Genomic DNA, 25,436 nt, shown 5'->3' on the forward strand with positions numbered 1-25,436 from the left:
ATGACGTCATCCACTCTCCCCCTCCCTGGCGGGCCGGCGCGCCCCCGCAGAGCGCTGCCCACGGGCACGGCCCAATGCGGGGCCCTGCTCTGCGTGCTGCTCATCAATGCCCTGGTCGCCGACAACTTCTTCGCCATCCACATTCAGGATGGCCGGCTGTTTGGCAGCCTGATCGACATCCTCAACCGCTGCGCCCCTGTGGCCCTGCTCGCCCTCGGCATGACGCTGGTGATCGCCACCGGCGGCATCGACTTGTCGGTCGGCGCCGTGATGGCCATCAGCGGGGCCACCATGGCCAGCCTGGCCACCGGCGGTCACAGCCTGCCGGTCATTCTCGCCTCCGTCATCGGAGTGGGCTTGCTGTGCGGCCTCTGGAACGGCTTGCTGGTAGCGGTGTTCAAGATCCAGCCCATCGTCGCGACCCTGATCCTCATGGTGGCGGGCCGGGGCATCGCCCAGCTCATCACCGAGGGGCAGATCATCACCTTCAACAACGAGGCCCTCGCCTGGATCGGCAGCGGCTCCCTCTTCTATCTGCCAACCCCAATCATCATCACTCTGGGGATGGCACTGCTGCTGTGGCTGCTGACCAAGCGCACCGCCCTCGGCCTCTTCATCGAGGCGGTGGGGATCAACATCAGGGCCGCCAAGAACGCCGGGCTCAACACCCCCATGGTGGTGATCGCCACCTACCTGCTGAGCGGCATGATGGCCGCCGTCGCCGGCATGATAGTCGCCGCCGACATCCGCGGGGCCGATGCCAACAACGCCGGGCTCTGGCTGGAGATGGACGCCATCCTGGCGGTGGTGATAGGAGGCACCTCCCTGATGGGCGGACGCTTCAACCTCGCCCTCTCCCTGGTCGGCATACTGATCATCCAGGGAGTGAACACCGGGATCCTGCTCTCCGGCTACCAGCCCCAGTGGAACCAGATCGTCAAGGCCATGGTGGTGCTAGCGGTGCTGGTCATTCAGTCGCCGGCCCTCAATCACCTGTTCCAGCGAGGGACTCGCCATGTTTAAACGCAACCTGCCCCTGATGGTGACCATCATGGTCTTCGTGCTGGGCTATCTGCTCTGCCTGGCCTCCTTCCCCGCCTTCATGTCCACCCGCATCATCTGCAACATACTGACGGACAATGCGTTTCTCGGCATAGTGGCGGTGGGCATGACCTTCGTCATCCTCTCGGGGGGCATCGATCTGTCGGTGGGGGCCGTCATCGCCTTCACCGGCGTGCTGCTGGCCAAGCTCATCGGGGACCTGGGGGTCAGCCCCATGCTGGCCATCCCTCTGGTGCTGGTGCTGGGAGCAGGCTTCGGCGCCCTCATGGGCTGGCTCATCGACACCCTGAAGATCCCCGCCTTCATCATCACCCTGGCGGGCATGTTCTTCCTGCGGGGGGCCAGCTTCCTCATCTCGGAGCAGTCCCTGCCCATCGATCACCCCACCTTCACCTACCTGTCGAGCCTGTCGTGGAAGCTGCCGGGGGGCGGGCGCCTCAGCCTGCTGGCCCTCATCATGCTGGCGGTGGTGGTGTTTGGCATCCTGCTCGCCAACCGCACCCGCTTTGGCAACAACGTCTATGCCATCGGCGGCAACGCCACCTCGGCAGCCCTGATGGGGATCTCGGTACGCCACACCACCATCCGCATCTACCTGCTCTCCACCACGTTGGCGACCCTGGCCGGCATCGTATTCGCGCTCTACACCTCGGCGGGCTACCCGCTCGCCGCCGTCGGGGTGGAACTCGATGCCATCGCCGCCGTGGTCATCGGCGGCACCCTGTTGAGCGGCGGGGTGGGCACCGTCTTCGGCTCCCTGTTCGGGGTGCTGATCCAGGGGTTGATCCAGACCTACATCAACTTCGACGGCACCCTCAGCTCCTGGTGGACCAAGATCATCATAGGCCTGCTGCTGTTTTGCTTCATCGGCCTGCAGCGCCTGCTGATCCTGGTCTCGGAACACCGCAAGGCCAACAAGCCCACTCCCTTCAAGCGCCAGGTTGCCGCCATCCCCCTTGAGTGACACCCCCACCGGGCCCGCCATACGCGGGCCCGGTGGCATGCCAGCAGGACGCATTGCGCCGACCTCACGCCGCCAGGTTCAGAACCACAGACCAAGGAGCCGGGGTTATCCGACAACACCTCAAACAACGGGCATACAGACAATGGCCAGACGCCATGGTGGCATCGCAGACGAATGCCAACTGCCAAGAGAAGAAAACAGGATCACAACAAGGCGAAGAGGAAACGAAAAGCACACAGAGAAGGAATGCGGGGCAGATGGCGAGCATCTTCTTGTCCACACAAAGTGGATTACCAAGAGGTCTGAAGGGGGTATTGGAGGCTAACTTATTGAATTGCAGAAACAGGTGGTGGCCCTACCAGCCACATCCCGGCACTCGAGTCCCCCGCCTTGGCTGCTACCTTCCGGTCCTGACCAGGTTGACGAGTTATCAATGCGAGAGGACCAATAGGACCACCGGCGAGGAGAATAGGCAAACTGGCCTGTCAATGCAATGGCTTTCTGCCAGGAGACGAACCGATCGCCTTATTTTTCAACAATCTGCCGAATGGATCAGCTAAACAGCATGAATTTTGCCCCCACCAGCAGCATCAGCAGAGCGAACGCCTGCTTGAGCCGTTTGGGGGAAAGTTTATGGGCCAGCCTGGCGCCGACGCGGGCAAACTGGGTACTGGTCAGCACGATACCGAGCAGGGCCGGCAGGTAGATGTAGCCGACACTCCACTCGGGCAGATCGGCATGACCCCAGCCGGCGTAGAGGTAACTCAGACTGCCTGCCAGGGCGATGGGCATGCTGCATGCGGCGGAGGCCGCTACCGCGTTACGCATGGGGACGCTGTTCCAGCTGAGATAAGGCACCGTCATGGAGCCGCCACCGATGCCAAACAGTGCCGAGAGCCAGCCGATGACGGCACCCGCGATGCCGGTACCGACCGGCCCTGGTAGGTGGCGCTCCGCCTTGGGCCTGAGGTTGAGCCCCATCTGCAGCGCCATGGTCCAGGCGAAGCAGCCGATGATGATGTTGAGGGTGCTGGCGCTCAGCAGATTCGCAGTCATGCCACCGAGCCAGGCGCCGATGAGCATGCCCGCCCCCAGGCGCCGTATCATCACCCAGTCGACCGCCCCCGCCTCCTGATGTGCCCGCAGGGAACTGAAACCGGTGAAGATCATGGTGGGCAGTGAGGTACCGAGCGCGAGGTGGGTAATGATCTCCGGAGCCACCCCCTGGGCATGGAAGCTCAAGACCAGCACCGGCACTATGATGAGCCCGCCACCAATGCCGAACAATCCCGCCAGCATGCCCGCGAAGGCCCCCAACACCAGATAACCCACAAACAGCATAAAAATTCCTTATATAGCTAAATGGCGGTCAACTTGACCGCCATTGCCCATAAAAAAAGAGATGGCGTTGCGCCATCTCTTTATTGTGCCGATTAATGCAGGGGAATGGTACCGTCCATCACCTTGTAGAAGGCCAGCACGGCGCAACCGAGCAGGGCCGCCGTCATTCCCCGCTCCAGCCGGTTGAGGCTGCGCAGGCCGTGGTGCTGGCGCGCCTTCCAATAGATGAAGATGCCGGGGCTGTAGAGCAGCGCCACCAGCAGCAGGTACTCCACCCCGGCGGCATAGACCAGCCAGCAGCCGTAGACGGTGGCCACCAGGGCCAGCAGCAGGTCACGCTTGCGTTGATGGGGCTGGTTCTCGTAGGTGGTGCCCTGCAGCGCCAGCTTGAGGCCATAGGCGCCGGAGAAGACGTAAGGCACCAGAGCCGCCGAGGTGGCGATGTTGACCAGCGCCAGGTAGGTGCTGCTCTGGAAGTAGATGATGATGAGGAAGGCCTGCACCAGACAGGTGGAGCACCACAGCGACACCTGGGGCGAGCCGTTCTTGTTCTCCCTGGCGAACCAGGCCGGGAAGACCCCTGTCTTGCCTGCGATATAGGGTACTTCCGCCGCCAGTACTGTCCAGCTCAGCAGGGCCCCCATCACGGAAATCACCAGACCGATGTTGATGAGCCAGGCGCCCCAGGGACCGACCACGGCTTCCAGGATCATGGCGGTGGAGGGATTCTTCAGGGCCGCCAGCTGCGGCTGGTTCATCACGCCGAGGGAGAACAGGGTCACCATGACGTAGAGCGCCAGGGCGCCGAGCAACGCCAGTACGGTGGCACGGCCTACATCCTTGCGATGACGGGCACGGGCGGAGACCACCACGGCCCCCTCGATGCCGATGAAGACCCAGAGCGTCACCTTCATGGTGGACTTGACCTGATCCATCACGGAGCCAAGTTCGGTGTTGCCCTGCCCCCAGATGTCCAGGGTGAAGGTCTCCATGTTGAATGCGAGCAACACGGCGACGCAGAAGACGATGAGGGGCACCATCTTGGCGATGGTGGTGACTATGTTCACCAGGGCCGCCACCTGGATGCCGCGCAGCACCAGGGCGTGCACCGACCAGATGAGGAGGGAGGCGAGCGTGATGGCGACCGGGGTGTTGCCGTCGCCGAAGATGACGTTGTCCGGGGTGTCGAAGAAGTAACTCAGGGCGCTGAATACCACGATGGCGTAGGAGACGTTGGCCAGCAGCTGGCAGAGCCAGTAGCCCCAGGCGGCGTTGAAGCCGACGAAATCACCGAAACCGGCTTTGGCGTAACTGAAGATGCCCCCGTCGAGATCCGGGCGACGCATGGAGAGGTTCTGGTAGACCAGGGCGAGGCAGATCATGCCGATCCCGGTGATGGCCCACCCCAGGGCGACGGCCCCGGCGCTGGCGTGCGCTGCGATGTTTTGTGGCAGACTGAAGACCCCGGCACCGACCATGGAGCCGATCACCAGCGAAATGAGGGCGCCGAGCCCTAGTTTCTTGTCCATCTCAAACCTGTTTTATTAAGCGGCGACTGAGCATCCGTATTCATACAGCGCGCGATATGGGAGAGGTGATAAATCCGTACCCCGTGAAAAAGGCGGCAACTATATTGCATGACTATTCCGACCGCAATCCTTCGCAGTGCCAATCACACACCGCCTTGACCGCGCGCAATTCTACAGCACTCACTCACCCGGCCTGTGAGCTGGTTCAAATTCAGAAAGACCCGTTGATCTTTCATGTTTTTCCATGATGTCAGCCCTGTTTTTCAAAGAAGCCCTGCATGCCCATGCAGTGTGCCACCTTGGGCGTCAGGCAGGTCTTTTGGGTCAAACTGCAATAAAAATGCCCCTGTGCCAGTGGCAAGGGGCAGTCGCGGATCACCGCCGGGGTTAGAGTCGCAGGCCACCGTCGAGATCGATGATCCGGCCGGACAGGTAGTCGTTGGCGAGGATGAATTGCACGGTCTGGGCCAGTTGCTCCCCCTGCCCCAGGGCGCCAACCGGAATGGCCTGCTGCATCCGGGCCATGGCTTCGGGCTTCATGGCCGCCGTCATGTCGGTGGCAAAGACCCCGGGGGCTATGCCCATCACCCGGATGCCGTGGCGGGCCAGTTCGCGCCCCCAGGTCACCACCAGGGAGGCGACCCCCGCCTTGCTGGCGGCATAGTTGCTCTGACCTATATTGCCGGCGCGGGCGATGGAGGAGATGTTGATGATGACGCCTCCCTGCCCCCCTTTCGCCATCAAGGCCGCTCCCTCGCGTCCACAGAGGAAGGTACCGGTGAGATTGACGTCGATGACAGCCTGCCACTGGGACAGGCTCATCTTCTCCACCAGTTCCCCCTCTTTCATCTTGATGAGCATGCCATCCCGCAATATGCCGGCGCAATTGACGAGGCCATGCAGGGCGCCCAATTGCTCCTCCATGGCGGCAAAGGTCGCCTCCACCTCGGGTTCATCCGCCACGTTGCAGACGAACAGGGCGCAGCGACCATCCCGGCTGCGCACCTCGGCCTCGGTCACCTCCAGATCGGCACGGTTGACGTCAATCAGCGCCAGCACGGCACCCTGACTGGCCAGACGCAGGGCGATGGCGCGACCGAGCCCCCGCCCGGCCCCCGTGATGGCGATGACTTTTTCTGTGATATCCATAAATGCTCCTTATTGCCTGGACCCGGATGACGGGATGACGAATGAAAGGCAGGATCCCGCGTCACATCGCGCCGGACTTGTCCTGGGATTTATCCAGATAGAGCTCGAGAATGCTGGAGAAATCCTTGCTCTCCCGGCTTTGGCTTGCGTGCAGGTTGAACAGGTTGCGGGCCAGTGCCCCCATGGGCACGGCGCTGTGGGCGTGCTCGGCCAGCGCCATGGCAAGCCCCAGATCCTTGACCATCAGCCGGGTCATGAAGCCCCCCTCATACCCGCGCGACGCGGGGGCGTTCTCCATCACCCCGGGCCAGGGGTTGTAGCGTTCCAGGCTCCAGTTGTTGCCCGAGCTCTTGCCCATGATGGTGGAGAGGACGCCCGGATCCAGCCCCTCCTTGACCCCGAGCGCCAGCGCCTCGGCGGTGCCCGCCATGTGGATGGCGAGCAGCATGTTGTTGCACATCTTGGCGATCTGGCCCGCCCCGAGCGCCCCTGCATGGAACAGGTTCTGACCCATGCAGGCCAGGATGGGCCTGGCCGCTTCAAAATCTGCGGACTCGCCACCGACGATAAAGGTAAGGGTGCCCGCCGCGGCGCCGGTCACCCCGCCCGAGACGGGGGCATCGAGGAAGCGGATGCCGCGCGCCTTTGCCGCGTCTCCCACCGCGCGGGCCGAGGCCACATCTATGGTGGAGCAGTCGATCACCTGCGCCCCCGCCGGCAGCGCTCCCAGCAGATCCTGGCCGCCTCCCTCTGCCAGCCAGAGTCCGCGCACATGCTCGCCAGCCGGCAGCATGCTGATGGCCAGATCGCAGCCGGTGACCGCCTCGCGGGCATCCCCGGCAGCGATACAGCCAGCGGCGATCGCCTTGGCGACACTCTCCGGCATCAAGTCAAACACGCGCACGGCGTGGCCCGCCCTGGCCAGGTTCGCGGCCATGGGCCCCCCCATGTTGCCGAGCCCGATAAATCCAATCCTTGTCATCAGTTTGCTCCTTGCTCCGTTCGTAATCCGGCCTCTCGGCCAGCGCATCCCTTGCCTGGCAGCGCTGGCCCCTCAGCAGGCCAGGGGATTTTTCCCCTCGGGCCAGCGATAGAAATCGTCGAGCCAGTCAGCACCGGGCCGGGGCGGCTGCCAGCGGGGGGATTTGTCCTTGTCGATGAGCAGTGCCCGCACCCCTTCCACGAAATCCCCCTTGAGCACGCAGTTGACCGAGAGCGCCAGTTCGTCGGCAAACACCTCGGCCAGCGACTGGCGACGTGCCTGCCAGTACTGGCGCCACAGGATGGCGCGGCTGATGGGGCTGCCGGCACGGCAGGTGTCGCGGGCCTGCGTCAGGCTCCCTTCGCCAAGGGCGGGATCGAAGACGGCATGGTTCAACCTGTCCAGCACCCCTTGCAGGGAACGCCCGGCCAGCAGGTCATCAATCTTGCCCTGATGAGGCAGGATCACGGGGGCCGGCAACGCCTCCCCCAGGGCGCGCCGCAACCCGCCCAGCAGTTGATCTATCTGCTCACGTGGATCCTCTTTGGCAGCCCAGTCGAGGGTGGCGAGCCGTGGCAGCAGCTCGGCCCGCTCACGGCTGGCCATGGCGTGATCCGCCAGCCCCAGGCCGATGGCATCCGCCCCGTTGAAGCGGGCGCCGGTGAGCCCGAGCCAGAGTCCGAGTCGCCCAGGCATCCGGCTCAAGAACCAGCTGGCGCCAACGTCCGGGTAGAGACCTATGGTCACCTCCGGCATGGCAAACAGGCTTCGCTCAGTCACCACCCGAAAATCGGCACCGGCGAACAGGCCGATACCGCCCCCCATGCAGATGCCATCCGCCACGCAGACAAGGGGCTTGGTGTAACGGTGGATGTGGTGATCGAGCCGGTATTCCTGCTCAAAAAAGTCGCGGGCATAGGTAAAGAGCGCCTGTTCGCTCTCCTCCTGCCGGCGGTAATAGAAGGAGCGAATGTCGCCCCCGGCGCAAAACGCCTTCTCCCCGGCCCCCTGCAACAGCACGCAGACGATGGCAGGATCTTGCTCCCACGCCGTGAGTGCCTCTTGCAGGCGCTGGATCATCGGCAGGCTCAGGGCATTGAGAGAGGCGGGGCTGTCGAGCGTCAAGACACCGATGAGGTACCCGTCCGCCGTGGGATGGGTTGCGACGCGCACGGGGTCAGTCATGGGACTCTCCACTGGGTTTGTCATAGTGCCAGCGCGGGGCCCGCTTCTCCAGGAAGGCGACCACCCCTTCGCGCTGGTTGGCATCGTCAAACAACGCGAGGAACAGGCTGCGCTCCAGCGGCAACGCCGCATCTCTATGGCCGCTGCGCCCCTGGTTGATGAGGCGCTTGCAGGCACGCAGGGCGCTCGGGCTCTGGCACTCCACCCGCTGCGCCATCTGCTGCGCCGCCGTCCAGGCGTGCCCTTCGGTCACCACCTCCTCCACCAGCCCCATCTCGTAGGCCAGGGTGGCACTCACCTTCTCGCCGCACAGGATCATCCGCTTGGCCCAACCCGGGCCCACCAGCTCGGTGAGACGCTGGGTACCGCCAGCGCAAGGCAGCAAGCCCACCGACGCTTCTGGCAGTCCCAGCAGCGCCTGCTGCTCGGCGATGCGAATGTCGCAGGCCAGCGCCACTTCCAGCCCCCCTCCCATGGCAAAACCATTGATGGCGGCGATGCTGACACCGTGGAAGCGGGCCAGCGCCTCGAAGGCGCGACCAAAGGCTTCTGCCACCTCGCGAGCGTGCTCCAGGTCGCCGTCGGCAAACATCTTGAGATCGGCGCCAGCGCAGAAGAACTTGTCCCCCGCCCCGCGGATCACCAGCGCCACCACGTCGGGGCGACCATCCAGCTCCACCATCATCTGCAGGAAGGCCTGCAGGCTGGCCAGAGTCCAGGTGTTGGCAGGCGGGTGGTCGAGGGTGATGTAGGCCACGTGACCGTGATATTCGAGCCTGATCCTTGTCATTGCATTGTCCTTGTCAATAAACCTGCCGCCATGATGACAGGGTTGAATGGCGCCTAAATTCGGCTGGTTCACAAAGCCTGACGACGGCACTGTACCCGTCAGAGAGAATGCCCCCCTACTCCAGCGACAGACCCGGGTCTCCCAGCAGGCGGCGGGCGATGATCAGCCGCATCACTTCGTTTGTGCCTTCCAGAATGCGGTGTACCCGGGTGTCGCGCAGGTAACGCTCGAGGGGGTATTCGCGGATATAACCATAGCCACCAAAGAGTTGCAGAGCCTCATCGCAGACGCGATAGCCCACGTCGGTGGCAAAGCGCTTGGCCATGGCGCACCAGGCGCTCTTGTCCGGACTGCCGCTGTCGAGCTTGGCGGCGGCCTGGCGCACCAGCAGGCGGGCTGCGGCGAGCTCGGTGGCCATGTCGGCGAGGCGGAACTGCACGCTCTGGAATTCGCTGATCGGGTGTCCGAATTGCTGGCGCTGCTGCACATGGGCCAGGGCGTCGTCGAGGGCCTGCTGGGCCGTTCCCACCGAGCAGGTGGCGATGTTGATGCGCCCGCCATCCAGCGCCTGCATGGCAAACCTGAAGCCCTCCCCCTCCTGCCCCAGGCGGTAGCGGGCGGGAATGCGAACCCCGTTGAAGGCGACCTCCCGGGTGGGCTGGCTGTTCCAGCCCATCTTCTCCTCCGCCTTGCCATAGACAACCCCCTGGCTGTCGGCGGGCACCATAAAGGCAGAGATCCCTTTCGACCCCTCGCCACCGGTGCGAGCCATCACCACCAGCACGTCGGTACTGCCGGCCCCCGAGATGAAGACCTTGCTGCCCTCGATCAGGTAATCATCGCCATCGCGCACGGCGCGGGTCTTGAGGGCGGCGGCATCCGATCCCGCCCCCGGCTCGGTGAGGCAGTAAGATCCCAGCAGCTCGCCGCTGGCAAGCTTCGGCACCCACTCTGCCGCCACCTCGGCCGGCAGCCAGGTGCCCAGCATCCAGCTCACCATGTTGTGGATGGTCAGATACGCCGTGGTGGAGGTGCAGCCCATGGCCAGACGCTCGAAGACCAGACTGGCGTCGAGCCGCGGCAGGGCTAGCCCGCCGTACTGCTCCGGGGTGTAAAGGCCGCAGAAGCCGAGCGCAGCCGCCTGCTTGATGGTGGCAACGGGGAACTCGTGCTCTTTGTCCCAGCGGGCGGCGTGAGGTTTGAGCGCCTCGTTGGCAAAGGCGGTGGCGGCCTCCATGTAGGCCTGCTGATCCTCGGTCAGGGTAAAGTCCATCTTGTTCGCTTCCTTGTGCTTGTTCGTTCAATCCGAGTGCCCGGTGCCATGGCCCGGACATCATTTGCTACATCCCGCCGTCAACGCAGGTGGATAGTCATGTTGGGGCCGCTGGGAATGTCCTCGTCGAACCAGCGCTCGGTCACCGTCTTGGTCTCGGTGTAGAAGCGCACCGCCTGCTTGCCGTAGGCGTGCAGATCCCCGTAGAAGGAGCCACGCCAGCCGGTGAAGGAGAAGAACGGCAGCGGCACCGGGATGGGCACGTTGATCCCCACCTGACCCACCGCCACCTCGTGACGGAACTTGCGGGCCGCGGCGCCGCAGCCGGTGAAGATCGAGGTGCCATTGCCGTAGGGGTTGGTGTTGATGAGGGTCAGCGCCTCGTCCAGGCTCTCCACCTCCAGGCAGGCAAGCACGGGGCCGAAGATCTCCTCCTGGTAGATGCGCATCTTGGGGGTCACGCCGCGAAACAGGGTGGGTCCCACCCAGTTGCCCACCGGGTAGCCGGGCACGTCACAGAAGCGGCCGTCCAGCAGACACTCGGCCCCTTCCTCGATGCCGGCTTCGATCAGCCCTTCGACTCGTACCTTGGCTTCCGGGCTGATAAGAGGGCCGTAGGCCGCCTGCGGATCGTGCCAGACCCCGGGTTTCACCTTGGCAAACTCGGTGGCAAGCTCCGGGATCCAGTCGCGGGCACTGCCCACGAAGACCGCCACGCTGATGGCCATGCAGCGCTGACCGGCGGCGCCCACCCCTGCCCCCACCAGATTGCTCAGCACCTGCGCCTTGTTGGCATCCGGCATGATCACCATGTGGTTCTTGGCACCGACGAAGCACTGGGCGCGCTTGAGGTGTTCGGTGGCGGTGCGATAGACGTGCGCCCCGACCCGGGCCGAGCCGACGAAGCTGACCGCCTTCACATCCGGATGACTCAGCAGCGCATCCACCTGCTCGGCGCCGCCGTGCACCACCGAGAGGATGCCCGCTGGCGCCCCCGCCTCGGTGAACAGCTCGGCCAGGCGCATGGGGGTCAGGGGATCCTGCTCGGAAGGCTTGAGTACAAAGCCGTTGCCGCAAGCCACCGCCAACGGGAACATCCACAGCGGTATCATGGCCGGGAAGTTGAACGGCGTGATGCCGACACAGACCCCCAGCGGCTGCACCCAGGAGTGGCCATCCACCCGGCGCGCCACGTTGCCCATGGTCTCCCCCATGGTCTGGCTGGCAATGCCGCAGGCCTGCTCCACCACCTCGATGCCGCGCCAGACGTCCCCCTTGGCATCCGCCAGGTTCTTGCCGGTCTCCCGGGCCAGCAGGGTCGCCAACTCGTCATGATGGACTTTCAGCAGATGCTGATAGTTGAACATGACCCGGGCCCGCTCGGGGGCCGGTACCTCTCGCCACAGCAGGTAGGCCTGCTGGGCGCGGCGCACCGCCAGCTCCACTTCCTCGGCGGTGGCCCTCGGCACCCGCGCCAGCAGGCTCTGATCCGCCGGGTTGGTCACCTCGATCCAGGCCTCGCTCGCGGAGGGGTACGCCTCGCCGCCAATATAGAGCGGCAGATCGCCGTACTGGGTGTGGTATTGGCTCATGCCGCACTCTCCTTGGCTGCACACTGGCTGGCACTACGCCAGGCCCCCTCAGGCAGACCGGCAGGCCGGATGCACTCGCTGCTCATCTTGCTCACTCCTTGTGTTTGCCCGCACGGGGAATGCCCCTTGCAGTCGGCACTCAACGAATTTACCTTAGACTAACAATTCATTTACGTTTACGCTAACGTAAACTTAAATCACAGATGGACTGACCAGTTAACCCTCCTTTTTCAGGAGCGTGGCACCGGTGAGCACCACAAACCAAGGAGAGCAAGGATGCATGCCCTGATGGATGAAACCCTCCGCGCCCTGACCGAGCAGGTCGAGGCCTTCTGCCAACAAGTCATAGCGCCGCGCGCCGCCGAGATTGACCAGAGCAACGCCTTCCCGCGCGACCTCTGGCCACAGATGGGTGAGCTCGGGTTGCACGGCATCACGGTGGCGGAAGAGTATGACGGGGTAGGCCTCGGCTATCTGGCCCATGTGCTGGTGATGGAGCAGGTGAGCCGCGCCAGCGCCTCGGTCGGCCTCTCCTACGGCGCCCACTCCAACCTCTGCATCAACCAGATCCACCGCCACGGCACCCCTGATCAGAAGGCCCGCTATTTACCTGATCTGGTCAGTGGCAAGCACGTGGGGGCGCTGGCCATGAGCGAGCCTGGGGCCGGCTCCGACGTGGTCAGCATGCGCCTGACCGCCGTGCGCGAGGGCGATCACTTCGTGCTCAATGGCAACAAGATGTGGATCACCAACGGTCCGGATGCCGACACCTTCGTCATCTATGCCAAGACCGATCCGGCCGCCGGGGCCAAGGGGATCTCCGCTTTCATCGTCGAGGCGGGCACCCCGGGATTCACCACGGCCCAGAAGCTCGACAAGCTCGGCATGCGCGGCTCCAGCACCTGCGAGCTGGTGTTCGACCACTGCGCCGTGCCGGCAGAGAACCTGCTCGGCGCCCTGCACGGCGGGGCCCGGGTGCTGATGAGCGGTCTCGACTACGAGCGGGTGGTGCTGGCCGCCGGCCCCCTTGGCATCATGCAGGCCTGCATGGACGTGGTGCTGCCCTATGTGCGCGAGCGCAAGCAGTTCGGCCAGGCCATCGGCGAATTCCAGCTGGTGCAGGGCAAGCTCGCCGACATGTATACCCGGCTCGCCAGCAGCCGCGCCCTGGTCTATTCGGTGGCAAGCGCCTGCGACCAGGACCACACCAGCCGCAAGGATTGCGCCGCCGCCATCCTGTTTGCCGCCGAGAACGCCACCCAGATGGCGCTCGATGCCATCCAGTTGCTCGGCGGTAATGGCTATATCAACGAATACCCCACCGGTCGTCTGCTGCGGGACGCCAAGCTCTACGAGATAGGGGCAGGCACCTCCGAGATCCGCCGCTGGCTCATCGGCCGCGAGCTGATGGGGGATAACGCATGATGCTGCTCCCTTTGTCACCTGCCATCGGCAACAACAACCAGATGGGAGAGATCACATGAGCCAGATCCACTCCCGCCTGGATACCACCAGCGCCGAGTTTGCCGCCAACAGGACAGCGATGCAGGGGTTGGTCGAGGATCTCAACGCCCGCCTCGCCGAGATAGCCCTGGGCGGTGGCGCGGCCAACAACGCCCGCCATCAGGGGCGCGGCAAGCTGTTGCCCCGCGAGCGCATCAACCAGCTGCTGGACCCGGGCTCCCCCTTCCTCGAGCTCTCGGCGCTGGCCGCCTGGCAGGTCTATGACGAGTCGGTGCCCGCCGCCGGCATCATCACCGGATTGGGCCAGATTGCGGGCCGGCTCTGCCTGCTGGTGGTGAACGACGCCACCGTCAAGGGAGGCACCTATTACCCGCTCACGGTGAAAAAGCACCTGCGTGCCCAGGCCATCGCCGAGCGGCTGCGCCTCCCCTGCCTCTATCTGGTGGATTCCGGCGGTGCCTTCTTGCCGATGCAGGATGAGGTGTTCCCCGACCGGGACCATTTTGGCCGCATCTTCTATAACCAGGCCCGCATGTCGGCCCAGAACATCCCCCAGCTGGCCGTGGTGATGGGGCTGTGCACCGCAGGCGGCGCCTACGTGCCCGCCATGGCGGACGAGTCGATCATGGTCAGGGAACAGGCCACCATCTTTCTGGCGGGCCCGCCGCTGGTCAAGGCCGCCACCGGCGAGGAGATCAGCGCCGAGGCCCTGGGGGGGGCCCTGGTGCACTGCGCCCACTCCGGGGTGGCCGATCACCTGGCCGAGGACGATGCCCATGCCCTGGCCATCGCCCGCACCCTGGTTGGCAATCTTGGGGATCCCCCCTCGCAATCGAGAGATGTTCCGGTGTTGGGCTTCGCAAGCTCAGCACCAACCTTCGATGAACCGCTCTATCCCATCGAGGAGCTCTACGGCCTGGTGGGCACCAGCCTCAAGCGCCCCTACGACGCCCGGGAACTCATCGCCCGCCTGGTGGATGGATCCGTGTTCGATGAATTCAAGGCGCTGTTCGGCACCACGCTGGTCACTGGGTTTGCCCGCATCCAGGGCATGCCCGTGGGGATCCTCGCCAACAACGGCGTGCTCCACAGCGATAGCGCCCAGAAAGGGGCCCACTTTATCCAGCTGTGCAACAAGCGCGCCATTCCCCTGCTGTTCCTGCAGAACATCACCGGCTTCATGGTGGGCAGTCAGGCGGAAAAGGAGGGGATCGCCAAGCACGGTGCCAAGCTGGTCACCGCCGTGGCCTGCAGCCGGGTGCCCAAAATAACCCTGATCGTCGGGGGCAGCTTCGGCGCCGGCAACTACGGCATGTGCGGCCGCGCCTATGAGCCCGATTTTCTGTTCAGCTGGCCCAACAGCCGCATCTCCGTCATGGGGGGCGAGCAGGCGGCCAACGTGCTGGTGCAGGTGCGTCGAGACAAGCTGGCGGCCGACGGCAAGACCCTGGACGAGCAGGAGGCGGATGCCATCCGCGCCCCGGTCATCGCACAGTATGAATGCCAGGGTCACCCCTACTACGCCAGTGCCAGGCTCTGGGACGATGGCGTGATCGATCCTGCCCAGAGCCGCACCGTGCTGGCCCTGGCGCTGGCCGCTTGCCAGGGAGCCAATCCCGGGCCCGAGCAATACGGCATCTTCCGGATGTAAGGAGTTCGACATGTCAGATCCACTGTACAATGACCCCCTGGCAGGCTGTCGGCTGGAGCGCCACGGTCCGCTGGTTGAGCTGGTGTTGGCACGCCCCGCCCGCCACAACGCCCTCGATGCTGATCTGATGCAGGAACTGCTCGATTGCCTCGATGATCTGGCCCATCGCCACGGCCAGCCGCTGGCCGAACGCCCCCATGTCTTGCTGCTGCGGGCAGAGGGCCGGCACTTTTGTGCTGGCGCCGACCTCAACTGGATGCGCAACCAGCTTCAGGGCGACTTCGATCCCACCTCGTTTGAAAAGAACCGGGAAGATGCCCGGGTACTGGCCAGGCTGATGCAAGCCCTGGACGAGCTCCCCTTCCCCACCGTGGCGCTGGTGCAGGGGGCGGCCTATGGCGGGGCCCTCGGTCTGCTCTGTGCCTGTGACATCGTACTGGCCAGCGACGACGCCCGCTTCTGCCTCTCCGAGGTGAGCCTGGGGCTGGTACCTGCGGTGATCAGCCCCTATGTGGTACGCGCCATGGGAATGCGTCAGGCCCGCCGTTACATGCTGAGTGCCGAGCCCTTCGATGCCATCACCGCCTGCCGCCTCAACGTGGCGCACCGGCTCTGCACGCCGGATCAGCTGCTCTCGGAGGGCCGGGCCTTGGGCATGCGGCTGTGCCGCAACGGCCCGGAGGCAATGAAGGAGACCAAGCGGCTGCTGGCCGCCATAGAGCACCAGCCCGGCCATCAACACGAAGAGATAACCGTCGAGACCATAGCCCGGGTACGGGTCGGACTCGAAGCTCAGGAGGGGATGCAGGCCTTCTTCGACAAGCGCCCCCCCAGCTGGCGCCCCCGTTTCAAGGATGAAACATGACTCAATACCAGCCCATCAAACGCCTTCTTGTCGCCAGCCGCGGCGAGGATAACCGGGGGGCGGATCAATGCCTTGCCCCCCTCGATCTCTTCATGAACGAGTGTGCCTTTATTCACCAGGAGCAGACATGACACATCAGGCTCCCATCAAACGCCTGCTGATCGCCAATAGAGGCGAAATCGCCGTGCGCATCATCCGGACCGCCCGCCGCCTCGGCATTCACACCATCGCGCTCTACTCGGACGCCGACGCTCGCGCCATGCATGTGCGGGAAGCCGACGAGGCCTGGCACCTGGGGCCCGCCCCCGCGCGGGAGAGCTACCTCGACGCCGCCAAGGTGCTGAAAATTGCCAACGCGGCCGAGGCCGACGCCGTGCACCCCGGCTACGGTTTTCTGTCGGAGAACAGCGACTTTGCCAGCGCCTGCACCAGCCAGGGGCTGCGCTTTATCGGCCCAAGTGGCGCCGCCATCCTCGCCATGGGGGACAAGTCCGGCGCCAAGGCGCTGATGCAGGCGGCCGGCGTCCCCGTGCTGCCCGGCTATCACGGCGCAGATCAGGGAACGGCGCTGCTGCGTGATCAGGCGCACCAGGTCGGCTTCCCGCTCCTTATCAAGGCCGCCAGCGGTGGCGGCGGCAAGGGGATGCGCCGGGTCGAACAGCCAGGCGAGTTTGACGAGGCGTTGGCGGCGGTGAAACGGGAAGCCCTGGCCGCCTTCGGGGATGACAGGGTGCTGCTCGAGCGCTACCTGGCCCGCGCCCGTCACGTGGAGGTGCAGGTCTTCGCCGATACCCTCGGCAACGCCATCTATCTGGGGGACAGGGACTGCTCCTTGCAGCGCCGCCATCAGAAAGTAATAGAAGAAGCCCCCGCGCCGGATATAGCACCCACGCTTCGCCGCGCCATGGGCGAGGCCGCCGTGGCCGCCGCCCGGGCCATCGACTATGTGGGGGCCGGTACCATCGAATTTCTGCTGTGCGGGGACGAGTTCTTCTTCATGGAGATGAACACCCGGTTGCAGGTGGAGCACCCGGTCACCGAGGCCATCACCGGCCAGGATCTGGTGGCCTGGCAGTTGGCGGTCGCCGAGGGCAAGCCGCTGCCGCTGACTCAGGAAGAGGTAGTGCTGCGCGGCCATGCGGTGGAGGCGCGCCTCTACGCCGAGGACGTGGGGGCAGGCTTCTTGCCCGCCAGCGGTCCCATCCAGTGGCTGCAGTGGCCACAGGGGGTACGCATCGACACCGGCGTCGCCGCTGGCGATGAAGTCAGCCCCTATTACGATCCCATGATCGCCAAGCTGGTCGCCCACGGCCAGAGCCGGGCCGAGGCCTTCGCCAGGCTGGCCGATGCCCTGGCGGCCCTGAGTCTCGGCCCCCTGGTGCACAACGGCCCGCTGCTGCTGCGCCTGTGCGAGGAGCCGGACGTACTGGCCATGGCACACCACACCCAGTGGCCCATTCCGACCGAATCGCTGGCCACCCCGACCCTCGCCTGGCCGCTCGCCACCCTCTGGCTCGCCAGCCGCACCGGCCCCTCCCCCTGGCAGCAGGCCCCCGGTTTTCGGTTGGGCGACCTCAGAAGCCTGACGGCGGCGGTGCGGATCGGCGAGGAGGCCCGGGTGCTGACCCTTGCCGAGCGCGCCGGTCGGCTCACATGGCAAGGGGAAACCTACCCCTATGAGCTAGGTGTGGATCATATCCGCCTGCAGCGGGCGGGCCGCTGGGTACGCTGCCCCATCACCCCGGCGGCAGACGCGGCTTTCGTGCTGCAGCTGGATGGCCGGCGCATTCCCTTCGCCGCCGATGATCAACGCCATCGACCACATCATGATCACGACACGGCCCAGGGCGCCGTGGCCCCCATGCACGGCATGGTGGTGGCACTGCTGGTCGAGGTCGGGCAATCCGTCAGCAAGGGGCAATCCCTGCTGGTGCTGGAGGCGATGAAGATGGAACACGTCTTGAAAGCAGACAAGGAGGGGGTGATCACCGCCCTCTCCTGCCGCCAGGGGGATCAGGTGAGCCAGGGCGCCGTCCTGGTGCACTTTGCCGACCCAGGCGCAGAGAACGCTGAGGGAGGTGCAGCATGAGCAAGGAGCATGGCACGCCCGTCGACAGGGTCAGCCTGGTGGAGGTGGGGCCGCGGGATGGCCTGCAGAACGAATCCCGCCTGTTGTCGCTGGCGCAGCGGCTTCTGCTTATCAACCGCCTCGCAGAGAGCGGCCTGCAGCGGATCGAGGTGGGGGCCTTCGTCTCCCCGAAGCGAGTGCCGCAGATGGCGGACTCCGCCGAACTGTTCAAGGCCCTGCCGCGCAAGGGACCTACCCGCTATGGTGCCCTGGTGCCCAATTTGCAGGGCCTGCAGGCCGCGATCCAGGCCAGGGTCGACGAGATTGGCCTCTTCACCGCCTGCTCAGACGGCTTCACCCGCGCCAACATCGGCATCGGCGTCGAAGAGTCACTGATCCGCTTCGCCCCTCTGGTAGCTGAGGCTCGCCGCCTCGGCATCAAGGTGCGGGGTTACCTCTCCACCGTCATCGCCTGTCCCTATGACGGCCCGACCCGCCCGAAACGGGTCGCCGCCCTGGCCGAGCGGCTGCTGGATCTCGGCTGCCACGAGATCTCCCTCGGCGACACCATAGGGACAGGCACTCCAGGCACCGTCGCCCCCATGCTGGATGCGGTGCTGCACGAAGTCCCGGCCGGCCGGCTCGCGGTGCACTTTCACGACACCTATGGCCAGGGGCTCGCCAACCTGCTGCCGGCACTCGAGCGCGGCATCCGCACCATAGACTGCTCGGTGGCGGGGCTGGGTGGCTGCCCCTATGCACCCGGGGCCTCCGGCAACGTCGCCTCGGAGGAGGTGGTCTATCTGCTGCACGGCCTTGGCATGAGCACGGGGGTAAACCTCGACAAGCTGGCCGCCACCGGTCAGTGGGTGAGCGAACTGCTCGGCCGTCCCAACGGCTCGCGAGTCGGGCAGGCGCTCCATGCCAGGGCCAGAGAGCTGCAGCCAGGACTCGATGAGATAGCACAAGGAGAGTGCCATGACCCCTGAAAACGCCCCCGCCAGAAAGAAGAGCGGCAGCATGTCGTCATGTCAGGAGATTGACCCATGCAGGATCAGGCCATGAGAGCCGGCAACCTCTGCGGCAAGGAGAGAACCTACAGCATCTCCGAGCTGGCTCAGGAGTTCGACATCACCCCGCGCACCATCCGCTACTACGAGGACGAGGGGCTGATCACTCCGGCCCGGGAGGGGCAGACCCGCATCTACAGCCACAAGGACAGGATCCGCCTGAAATTGACCCTCCGTGGCAAGCGCCTCGGCTTCAGCCTGGCGGAGATCCGCGAGCTGTTCGACATGTATGACACCGACCGCTCGAGCCGGATGCAGTTGCACTCCATGATCCAGCTCATCGAGGCGCGGCGCCACTCCCTGCGCCAGCAGCTCGAAGACATCCAGATGGTGATGGCAGAGCTCGACGCTGCGGAGCAGCGCTGCATCCAGTCACTGAGCGGCTTGAAAACCGACGGGGATTGACTGAATCTGGGGGCATCTCGCCCCCGGAGTCCCCTATGTCGCAAAGGTGCATCCCATATGGCAAGCCCCGGCCCAGATCTTGGCAAAATACCCCCATGACCCCACCACGCCAGTCAGTCGCGGCATGCCTGGGTACCCTTGGTGCTTGCCAACGGGCGAAACCTGGCCTGGATCGCACAATATTTCCCCAAGGCGGTCAGAGTGCGGCGCACCTCATGAGTCCTTTCCATGAACAGGGCCCGATTTATTGCTACCATGTGCGCATCCAATGGAGACCATCATGCTCAAGCCTCTGCCCGCTCGCCTGTTGCGTTACGCCCTCTATCTCTGCGCCGCCCTGCTCGTTTCCCTCTCCATCTTGCTGTGGCAAGCCCCCAACCTCATCCAACGCCACCTGCCGGGCTGGCTCACCACCCATTATGGTCTGCAGCTCACCCTGGGGAAGATAGAGGTCGGGCTGCGGTCTCCCTCCCTCACCCTGGGGCCCAGCGCCCTGCTCGATGAGCGGCAGCAGCCCCTGGTGTCATTTGAAGAGCTGAAGGTCATTCCCGCCTTGAAAGCGAGCTGGCAACAGCGCGCCCTGGTGCTGGAGGAGCTGACCCTGACCACCCCCAAGGTGGATCTTGTGCGTCTGGCGGACAACAAGGGAGAGGTTCGCTTCAATCTGACCGAGGCCCTGGCCCCCTTGCTCGATCGCCTGCAGAGCCCGGATCAGCTGGCATCGACCGGCGAGCCCCTGGTGGTGAGCATCGGCAGACTGGCCCTGGCCCAGGGGCAATTCCACTACCGCGATAGCCGCAAGCAACGCAGCCTGGGTTGGCTGCCGCCTCTCACCCTCGGCAAGCTCGCCCTGCATCTGCCCGATTTTTCCAGCGCACCGTCGACCCTCAACCGCTATCAGCTGAGTGCGACCCTCAATGAGAAGAGTCCCCTCAAGGCCGACGGCGAGTTCAACATCATCACGGGGACTGGCATGGGGCAGCTCAGCCTCGGCAAGCTGGCGATCGCCCCCTTCTCCCCGCTCTGGGCCCCCTATCTCAAGGCCACACTGACCAGGGGAGAGGCCAGCGCCGAGCTGACGTATAGGCTCACATCCGGCAAGCAGGGTCTGGCATGGCAGATCGCCAAGGGCAGGCTGACCCTGGCCAACTGGCAGCTCAAGGGGGCAAAGGGCGGCGAATTTGCCCGCTTCAACCAGCTGGCCCTGACCGGGATCCGGGTCGATGGCAGCAAGCAGAGCCTTGAGCTGGATACCGCCACTCTCAAGGCCCCCGCCGTCACCGCCGTGCTCGACCACCACCAGCAGTTGGACCTCGCGGATCTTCTGATCCCCCAGCCAGCCCCCAAACCGGACAGGAAACCGGCCAAACCCGCCAAGCCCTGGCGCTGGCAACTCAAACAGGTCCGCATCAGCCAGGGGGCGCTCAAGCTGACCGAGTCCAGCAGCGGCAAGCCCCTGCTGCGGGATCTCTCCGGGTTGGATCTCACCCTGGGCCCCCTCGGCAGCCAGACCGGCCAACCCAGCCCCCTCACCCTGACCGGCACACTCCCTCCCCAGGCGACGGTGGCCTTTGATGGCACCCTGGATCTTAGTCCCTTCGCCCTGAACGGCACCCTCAAGCAGCAGGGCCTGCCGCTCACCCTGGCGCAACCCTACCTGCAGGATCTGCTGCGCATCAGCGTGCGGGACGGCATGCTTGCCAGCCGCACACGGCTGGACCTGGCCACCAACGACAAGGGGGCCCTCAGTAAGCTGGACGTCAGTGGCGGGCTCGACATCGAGGGGCTCGATGTGCTGGATCGGGCCGACAACCAGCGCCTGCTGCAGATAGACAAGCTGCAACTGAGCGGGCTGCACTATGACGGCATCGGCCAGCAGCTGAAGATTGCCGACATCCTGCTGAGCAAGCCCTTCGCCCGCATCGAGATAAGCGAAACGGGTGTCACCAACGTCCAGCAGTTGCTGCTGCCGCAACCGGCCAGCAAGCAGAGCGCGCCCGCACCGCATATCCTCATCGACCAGGTCCGCACCACCCAGGGCAACCTGCGTTTCGCCGACCGCAGCCTGAGCCCGGAATTCGTGGTGGACATCGCCTCCCTTGAGGGCCAGAACCGCCACATCAGCAACACACCGGGCCAACGCTCCGAGCTCGCCTTTCATGGCAAGGTGGACAGATACGCCCCCGTCACCATCCGGGGGGGCGCCAACCTGCTGATCGACGATCCCGTGCTCGACGTCGCCGTGGCCTTCAACAACCTGGAGCTCACCACCTTCACCCCTTACTCCAGCACCTATGCCGGCTACGCCATCGACAAGGGGCAGCTCTCCATGAAGCTCAACTACAAGTTGCAAGGCAACCGGCTGGAGGGAGACAACGACATCACCATCAAGAAGCTGCAACTCGGCGAGAAGGTCAAAAGCGAGCAGGCCAGGGATCTGCCGCTGGGGCTCGCCATCGCCCTGCTGAGCGACGCCAGCGGCGTCATCAAGATGAACCTCAAGGTGAAGGGCAACCTGGATCAGCCGGATTTCAGCCTGGGCAACATCTTCTGGGACGTGCTCGGCAACACCTTGAGCAAGGCCATCACCTCCCCCTTCTCCCTGCTGGCTTCCCTGACAGGGGGCACCAAGGATCTCGATGAGCTTCCTTTCCTGCCCGGCGATCCCGCCCTCACCCCGACCCAGCAGAGCAAGCTGACCACCCTGGCTCAGGCCCTCAAACACAGGCCCAGGCTCAGCATGAACATCCGCGGCAAGGTCAACTTCAACGAGGAGCGCCCCATCTTGCAGCGCCAGAAGCTGGAGCGGGTGCTGGCCAAGATCACCGGCAACCCGGTGGATCTCGCCATGCTGGAGCAGGACCCTGCCCTGCAGAGCGCCCTGGCCGAGGCCTATGAGGCCAAGTTCAACGAAGATCTCGGCACCCTGGCCGATCGACTGAATCTAGATGAGACGAGCCCAGGCCTGCGCACCCAGGCGGTGATCCTGTTGCGGGACCAGCAGCTGATCACCGCCAAGTCCCTGCGCAACCTCGCCATGCGCCGGGCCCAGAACACCAAGGAGTACCTGGTGGATACCCAGGGCATCACGCCGGATCGCCTGTTCGTGCTCGACAGCCAGGTCAAGGAGAGCGACAAGGAGGCCAAGGTAGTCCTCACCCTGGATAATTGAGCCGCGATGATGGCCCCGCGAAGGGGGGAATTCCCCCCTCTGGCTCGCGCTCTCTGCCCCTCTTTCTGCTCCCTTCTCTGCTCCCTTCTCTGCTCGCCTCTTTGCTTGCTTCCTTGCTGGCCACACGCCCTTGGCCCTGCACCATCCTTTGCGCATAAGCACCAACCCACCCCATGGGCGGGTGGAAAATCCGGCGATCCCACACAGGCCAGCTTCCAGGTGGTGAGCAGACCGCCTCTGTAAACCTGCGCTCCCCTCAAGCCGGTTGGCAGCAGATATGCACGCCGTCCTTTTCCTCGTGTTTCCTGAAGGGAGATTCCAGGCTCCGCTGGCCGGTCTCCTGTGTCGGGACCAGCACCACGCCCCTGCCCGGTCCTGAGGGCGCCTCTGCCTGGCGTCGGGGCTGTGCCGTCAATCAGCAGAGGGTTCCAGAGGATCAAGTGGTGCTGAACACCTATTGTCTGATGGCATATGAGATGATTTTTCAACCCAGGCGTCGCTTGTTCCAGCGCGCGGTGGGCCCGCAAACCGGTCATCGCGGCAGACGCTCCTTTTGTTACCCGTTTTCATTTCGGGAGCCTTTCATACAAAAAAGCAACATTGAAAACGTTATCCATTCACCCGTCGTCTACCTGAATGACACGAATGGTTGGTCACTTAAAATTTCCTGTCATTTTTTTACCATTTAACCTCCTCACCCCCTTGCTCGGGGCCGAGAGCCTGCCTAAAATCGCGCGTCTTTTATCAACCCCCACCTCTATTTTTGGAGAACGCCACGTGAGCGAAAAATTGGCCAACCCTGCCCCTCTGGGTCTGATGGGTTTCGGTATGACCACCATTCTGCTGAACATCCATAACGCAGGTTTCTTCCCCATCAGCGCCATGATCCTGGCCATGGGCCTGTGCTATGGCGGTCTGGCCCAGATCATCGCCGGCATCATGGAGTTCAAGCGTGGCAACACCTTCGGTGTCACCGCCTTCATCTCCTACGGCACCTTCTGGTGGAGCCTGGTGTTCCTGCTGGTGATGCCGACCATGGGTCTGGCCGAAGCCACTCCCCACGCCTACATGGGCTGGTACCTGCTGATGTGGGGCATGTTCACCCTCTTCATGCTGGTGGGCACCGTCAACTTCCCGCGCGTGAAGCAGTTCGTGTTCGCCTCCCTGACCGTGCTGTTCTTCCTGCTGGCCGCCCGTGACTTCACCGGCAGCACCCTGATCGGCACCATCGCCGGTTTCGAAGGTATCATCTGCGGCGCCAGTGCCATCTACCTGGCCATGGCCACCGTGATCAACGAGCAGTTCGGCCGTACCGTACTGCCCATCGGCGATCACAAGAAAGCCGCCGCAGTCCAGCTCAAGGCTGCCGCATAATCTGCCGCGCCCCGGCGCTCGCGCCCAAACAAAAGGCACCCGAGGGTGCCTTTTGTTTTTCTGTCGCCGAGTCATAGAGCCCGTCAGCTGTGCAGATCGCCATCCCCTGCCAGCAATCGGGTGGCCGGAAAACGGGCGGCGGGCTGCTGACCGTAGAAGCGGGTGAGCTGCCCATATACCGCCGGATAGGTGTCGCGCAGGCGCAGGGGCTCGGTGAAGAAGCTCTCGCTGCACACCGCGAAAAACTCGGCGGGGTGCGTGGCGGCATAGGGGTCTATCTGGGTCACTTCTCCCCTGGCCAGCTCTGCATTCATCTCATCGAACGCGCTCTGCAGCGCCTGGGTCCATTGCCGCTGATCCATGCTGCTCGGGAGCGGCGGTGCCCCGTCTGCCTCCCCCCCCAGCATGTCGAGCTTGTGTGCCAGCTCGTGGATCACCAGGTTGAAGCCATCCCAGTCCCCATCCTGCTGCAACTCGCTCCAAGCCAGCACCAGAGGGCCCTGAGGCCAGGACTCGCCGGCGTTCTCCTCTTCAAACTCGCTCACCAGCCCGAACTCGTCCTGCACCTCCTGACGGCGGGTCACGGGTTCGGGGATGATGATCACCTCGTGAAAACCGCGATACCACTCCAACCCCAGATGCAGTATGGGCAACACCGCCTGCAGGGCCAGCACCCCCTGCTGACGGGGTGTAAGCTCGACCCCGAGCTGGGTCAGCGTCTTGCGGGAAAGGAAGTGGCTGGCCAGTTCGATCAGCTGCTGCTCTTCATCGCGGGAGAAGCCCTGCAAGATGGGCACGGCCGCCAGGGCCTGCTGCCACTCCAGCGCTCCCAAGGCATGACTTTCTGCGGGAGATGCAAGACCGAATACCGCTTTCAACCTGGACCAGAACACACAGACTCCTCATGCCACATCAGAATAATTTCACGAACCGTTTCGGTCGCTCGCCATACCCTTGCGCCAGGTAGAAGCGATGAGCCCCCTCTCGCTTGAGGCTGCTGGAAAGCTCCAGTTGGCTGCAACCCGAGGCCAGCGCTCGCGCCTCGGCCGCCGCCAGCAGCCGGGCACCCATGCCGCCGCCCCTTGCACCTTCATCGATAACCAGCGCCGAGATCAGGCCCCAGGCTGGTGCAAGGTGCATGGGTTGCAACCGATGCCATACCAGCACCCCGACCATCTCCCCATGATAGAGGGCCACCAGCACCTCCCGGGCCGGATCGGGTTCGGCCAGCCGCCCGTCCACCGCATCGACCGGGGTCGGATACCCCAGTTGCGCGAACAACGCTGACAGCAGGGCGCCATCGCCCTGCTCGGCGAGACGAATGGTGCAGTCATTTTCTTTCATTGTCACTCCTGGCCTCCCATTTGCATTATCCCCTCTGAACCCTGGATACAAAAAACATGCACCTGCAAGTTCCGAATCTTGTCCAGTTCCATTCACCATTTGTTAATGTCAATTCACAAATTAACAAAGTGACAACACTTTTCACTAGGAAGGGTC

General features: G+C 64.3%; 21 protein-coding genes and 1 other RNA gene. 11 read left to right on the forward strand and 11 right to left on the reverse strand.

What is annotated here, in order from left to right:
- Both ytfT and yjfF read left to right on the forward strand, forming a co-directional pair.
- A complete protein-coding gene (ytfT, locus tag KI797_RS11005; protein ID WP_043129728.1) occupies positions 1-1,023 on the forward strand; it encodes a galactofuranose ABC transporter, ATP-binding protein YtfT in 1,023 nt (340 codons plus the stop codon).
- Positions 1,016-2,026, forward strand: a complete 1,011-nt coding sequence (gene yjfF, locus KI797_RS11010; protein ID WP_226169348.1) for a galactofuranose ABC transporter, permease protein YjfF — start codon at positions 1,016-1,018, stop codon at positions 2,024-2,026. The genes ytfT and yjfF overlap by 8 nt, the downstream gene beginning before the upstream one ends.
- A gap of 353 nt (positions 2,027-2,379) precedes the next feature.
- Here the strand turns inward: yjfF and ffs are convergent.
- From ffs to KI797_RS11055, 9 genes are all read right to left on the reverse strand, one after another.
- Positions 2,380-2,476, reverse strand: an RNA gene (gene ffs, locus KI797_RS11015) — signal recognition particle sRNA small type.
- Positions 2,477-2,578: 102 nt separating this feature from the next.
- The gene (locus KI797_RS11020; RefSeq protein WP_005324168.1) at positions 2,579-3,367 is read right to left on the reverse strand and encodes a sulfite exporter TauE/SafE family protein; all 789 of its coding nucleotides are present in this window, start codon (positions 3,365-3,367) and stop codon (positions 2,579-2,581) included.
- Between the two features lie 92 nt (positions 3,368-3,459).
- Positions 3,460-4,896, reverse strand: a complete 1,437-nt coding sequence (arcD, locus tag KI797_RS11025; protein WP_226169350.1) for an arginine-ornithine antiporter — start codon at positions 4,894-4,896, stop codon at positions 3,460-3,462.
- Between the two features lie 387 nt (positions 4,897-5,283).
- On the reverse strand, positions 5,284-6,045 hold the full coding sequence (locus KI797_RS11030; protein WP_005324164.1) for an SDR family oxidoreductase: 762 nt from the start codon (positions 6,043-6,045) through the stop codon (positions 5,284-5,286).
- A 61-nt stretch (positions 6,046-6,106) separates the two neighbouring features.
- On the reverse strand, positions 6,107-7,027 hold the full coding sequence (mmsB, locus tag KI797_RS11035) for a 3-hydroxyisobutyrate dehydrogenase (RefSeq protein ID WP_226169352.1): 921 nt from the start codon (positions 7,025-7,027) through the stop codon (positions 6,107-6,109).
- Between the two features lie 72 nt (positions 7,028-7,099).
- Entirely contained in the window at positions 7,100-8,212 is a 1,113-nt protein-coding gene (locus KI797_RS11040; RefSeq protein WP_041205864.1) for an enoyl-CoA hydratase/isomerase family protein, read from the reverse strand.
- On the reverse strand, positions 8,205-9,002 hold the full coding sequence (locus KI797_RS11045; protein ID WP_041205865.1) for an enoyl-CoA hydratase: 798 nt from the start codon (positions 9,000-9,002) through the stop codon (positions 8,205-8,207). The genes KI797_RS11040 and KI797_RS11045 overlap by 8 nt, the downstream gene beginning before the upstream one ends.
- Before the next feature lie 115 nt (positions 9,003-9,117).
- Entirely contained in the window at positions 9,118-10,275 is a 1,158-nt protein-coding gene (locus KI797_RS11050; RefSeq protein ID WP_005324156.1) for an acyl-CoA dehydrogenase family protein, read from the reverse strand.
- Positions 10,276-10,355: 80 nt separating this feature from the next.
- The gene (locus tag KI797_RS11055) at positions 10,356-11,867 is read right to left on the reverse strand and encodes a CoA-acylating methylmalonate-semialdehyde dehydrogenase (protein ID WP_043130742.1); all 1,512 of its coding nucleotides are present in this window, start codon (positions 11,865-11,867) and stop codon (positions 10,356-10,358) included.
- Between the two features lie 276 nt (positions 11,868-12,143).
- On the opposite strand from KI797_RS11055, the gene KI797_RS11060 reads away from it, so the two are divergent.
- The 9 genes from KI797_RS11060 to KI797_RS11095 all read left to right on the forward strand — a co-directional run bounded on the left by KI797_RS11060 (position 12,144) and on the right by KI797_RS11095 (position 23,936).
- Positions 12,144-13,292, forward strand: a complete 1,149-nt coding sequence (locus KI797_RS11060) for an isovaleryl-CoA dehydrogenase (protein ID WP_226169354.1) — start codon at positions 12,144-12,146, stop codon at positions 13,290-13,292.
- A 55-nt stretch (positions 13,293-13,347) separates the two neighbouring features.
- The gene (locus KI797_RS11065) at positions 13,348-14,982 is read left to right on the forward strand and encodes a carboxyl transferase domain-containing protein (RefSeq protein WP_226169356.1); all 1,635 of its coding nucleotides are present in this window, start codon (positions 13,348-13,350) and stop codon (positions 14,980-14,982) included.
- A gap of 10 nt (positions 14,983-14,992) precedes the next feature.
- Entirely contained in the window at positions 14,993-15,847 is an 855-nt protein-coding gene (locus KI797_RS11070) for an enoyl-CoA hydratase-related protein (protein ID WP_042650373.1), read from the forward strand.
- On the forward strand, positions 15,844-15,978 hold the full coding sequence (locus tag KI797_RS21050) for a hypothetical protein (protein WP_264160700.1): 135 nt from the start codon (positions 15,844-15,846) through the stop codon (positions 15,976-15,978). The genes KI797_RS11070 and KI797_RS21050 overlap by 4 nt, the downstream gene beginning before the upstream one ends.
- Positions 15,975-17,936 (forward strand): ATP-binding protein, encoded by a 1,962-nt coding sequence (locus tag KI797_RS11075; RefSeq protein ID WP_226169357.1) that lies wholly within the window; start codon positions 15,975-15,977, stop codon positions 17,934-17,936. Before KI797_RS21050 ends, KI797_RS11075 begins: the two co-directional genes overlap by 4 nt.
- Positions 17,933-18,904: a hydroxymethylglutaryl-CoA lyase gene (locus KI797_RS11080; RefSeq protein ID WP_226169358.1), complete on the forward strand. Its 972-nt coding sequence runs from the start codon at positions 17,933-17,935 to the stop codon at positions 18,902-18,904. Before KI797_RS11075 ends, KI797_RS11080 begins: the two co-directional genes overlap by 4 nt.
- A gap of 72 nt (positions 18,905-18,976) precedes the next feature.
- Positions 18,977-19,390, forward strand: coding sequence for a MerR family transcriptional regulator (locus KI797_RS11085; RefSeq protein WP_171273919.1), 414 nt, complete (start codon positions 18,977-18,979; stop codon positions 19,388-19,390).
- A gap of 268 nt (positions 19,391-19,658) precedes the next feature.
- Positions 19,659-22,562, forward strand: coding sequence for a DUF748 domain-containing protein (locus KI797_RS11090; protein WP_404801058.1), 2,904 nt, complete (start codon positions 19,659-19,661; stop codon positions 22,560-22,562).
- Positions 22,563-23,339: 777 nt separating this feature from the next.
- Positions 23,340-23,936, forward strand: a complete 597-nt coding sequence (locus KI797_RS11095) for an acetate uptake transporter (protein WP_005315399.1) — start codon at positions 23,340-23,342, stop codon at positions 23,934-23,936.
- An 83-nt stretch (positions 23,937-24,019) separates the two neighbouring features.
- On the opposite strand, the gene KI797_RS11100 is transcribed toward KI797_RS11095, so the two are convergent.
- Positions 24,020-24,829 carry a M90 family metallopeptidase gene (locus KI797_RS11100; protein WP_226169360.1) on the reverse strand — a complete coding sequence of 270 codons (810 nt, stop codon included), beginning with the start codon at positions 24,827-24,829 and terminating at the stop codon, positions 24,020-24,022.
- Positions 24,830-24,848: 19 nt separating this feature from the next.
- Positions 24,849-25,280, reverse strand: a complete 432-nt coding sequence (locus KI797_RS11105; RefSeq protein ID WP_218408647.1) for a GNAT family N-acetyltransferase — start codon at positions 25,278-25,280, stop codon at positions 24,849-24,851.
- Between the last annotated feature and the right edge of the window lie 156 nt (positions 25,281-25,436).

The organism is Aeromonas media, from assembly GCF_020423125.1.
Classification (GTDB): domain Bacteria; phylum Pseudomonadota; class Gammaproteobacteria; order Enterobacterales; family Aeromonadaceae; genus Aeromonas; species Aeromonas media.

Excerpts from the sequence above, each read along its gene's own strand:
- ytfT (WP_043129728.1), top strand. The coding sequence starts at position 1 with ATGACGTCATCCACTCTCCCCCTCCCTGGCGGGCCGGCGCGCCCCCGC.
- yjfF (WP_226169348.1), top strand. The coding sequence starts at position 1,016 with ATGTTTAAACGCAACCTGCCCCTGATGGTGACCATCATGGTCTTCGTG.
- KI797_RS11020 (WP_005324168.1), bottom strand. The coding sequence starts at position 3,367 with ATGCTGTTTGTGGGTTATCTGGTGTTGGGGGCCTTCGCGGGCATGCTG.
- arcD (WP_226169350.1), bottom strand. The coding sequence starts at position 4,896 with ATGGACAAGAAACTAGGGCTCGGCGCCCTCATTTCGCTGGTGATCGGC.
- KI797_RS11030 (WP_005324164.1), bottom strand. The coding sequence starts at position 6,045 with ATGGATATCACAGAAAAAGTCATCGCCATCACGGGGGCCGGGCGGGGG.
- mmsB (WP_226169352.1), bottom strand. The coding sequence starts at position 7,027 with ATGACAAGGATTGGATTTATCGGGCTCGGCAACATGGGGGGGCCCATG.
- KI797_RS11040 (WP_041205864.1), bottom strand. The coding sequence starts at position 8,212 with ATGACTGACCCCGTGCGCGTCGCAACCCATCCCACGGCGGACGGGTAC.
- KI797_RS11045 (WP_041205865.1), bottom strand. The coding sequence starts at position 9,002 with ATGACAAGGATCAGGCTCGAATATCACGGTCACGTGGCCTACATCACC.
- KI797_RS11050 (WP_005324156.1), bottom strand. The coding sequence starts at position 10,275 with ATGGACTTTACCCTGACCGAGGATCAGCAGGCCTACATGGAGGCCGCC.
- KI797_RS11055 (WP_043130742.1), bottom strand. The coding sequence starts at position 11,867 with ATGAGCCAATACCACACCCAGTACGGCGATCTGCCGCTCTATATTGGC.
- KI797_RS11060 (WP_226169354.1), top strand. The coding sequence starts at position 12,144 with ATGCATGCCCTGATGGATGAAACCCTCCGCGCCCTGACCGAGCAGGTC.
- KI797_RS11065 (WP_226169356.1), top strand. The coding sequence starts at position 13,348 with ATGAGCCAGATCCACTCCCGCCTGGATACCACCAGCGCCGAGTTTGCC.
- KI797_RS11070 (WP_042650373.1), top strand. The coding sequence starts at position 14,993 with ATGTCAGATCCACTGTACAATGACCCCCTGGCAGGCTGTCGGCTGGAG.
- KI797_RS21050 (WP_264160700.1), top strand. The coding sequence starts at position 15,844 with ATGACTCAATACCAGCCCATCAAACGCCTTCTTGTCGCCAGCCGCGGC.
- KI797_RS11075 (WP_226169357.1), top strand. The coding sequence starts at position 15,975 with ATGACACATCAGGCTCCCATCAAACGCCTGCTGATCGCCAATAGAGGC.
- KI797_RS11080 (WP_226169358.1), top strand. The coding sequence starts at position 17,933 with ATGAGCAAGGAGCATGGCACGCCCGTCGACAGGGTCAGCCTGGTGGAG.
- KI797_RS11085 (WP_171273919.1), top strand. The coding sequence starts at position 18,977 with ATGAGAGCCGGCAACCTCTGCGGCAAGGAGAGAACCTACAGCATCTCC.
- KI797_RS11090 (WP_404801058.1), top strand. The coding sequence starts at position 19,659 with ATGGAGACCATCATGCTCAAGCCTCTGCCCGCTCGCCTGTTGCGTTAC.
- KI797_RS11105 (WP_218408647.1), bottom strand. The coding sequence starts at position 25,280 with ATGAAAGAAAATGACTGCACCATTCGTCTCGCCGAGCAGGGCGATGGC.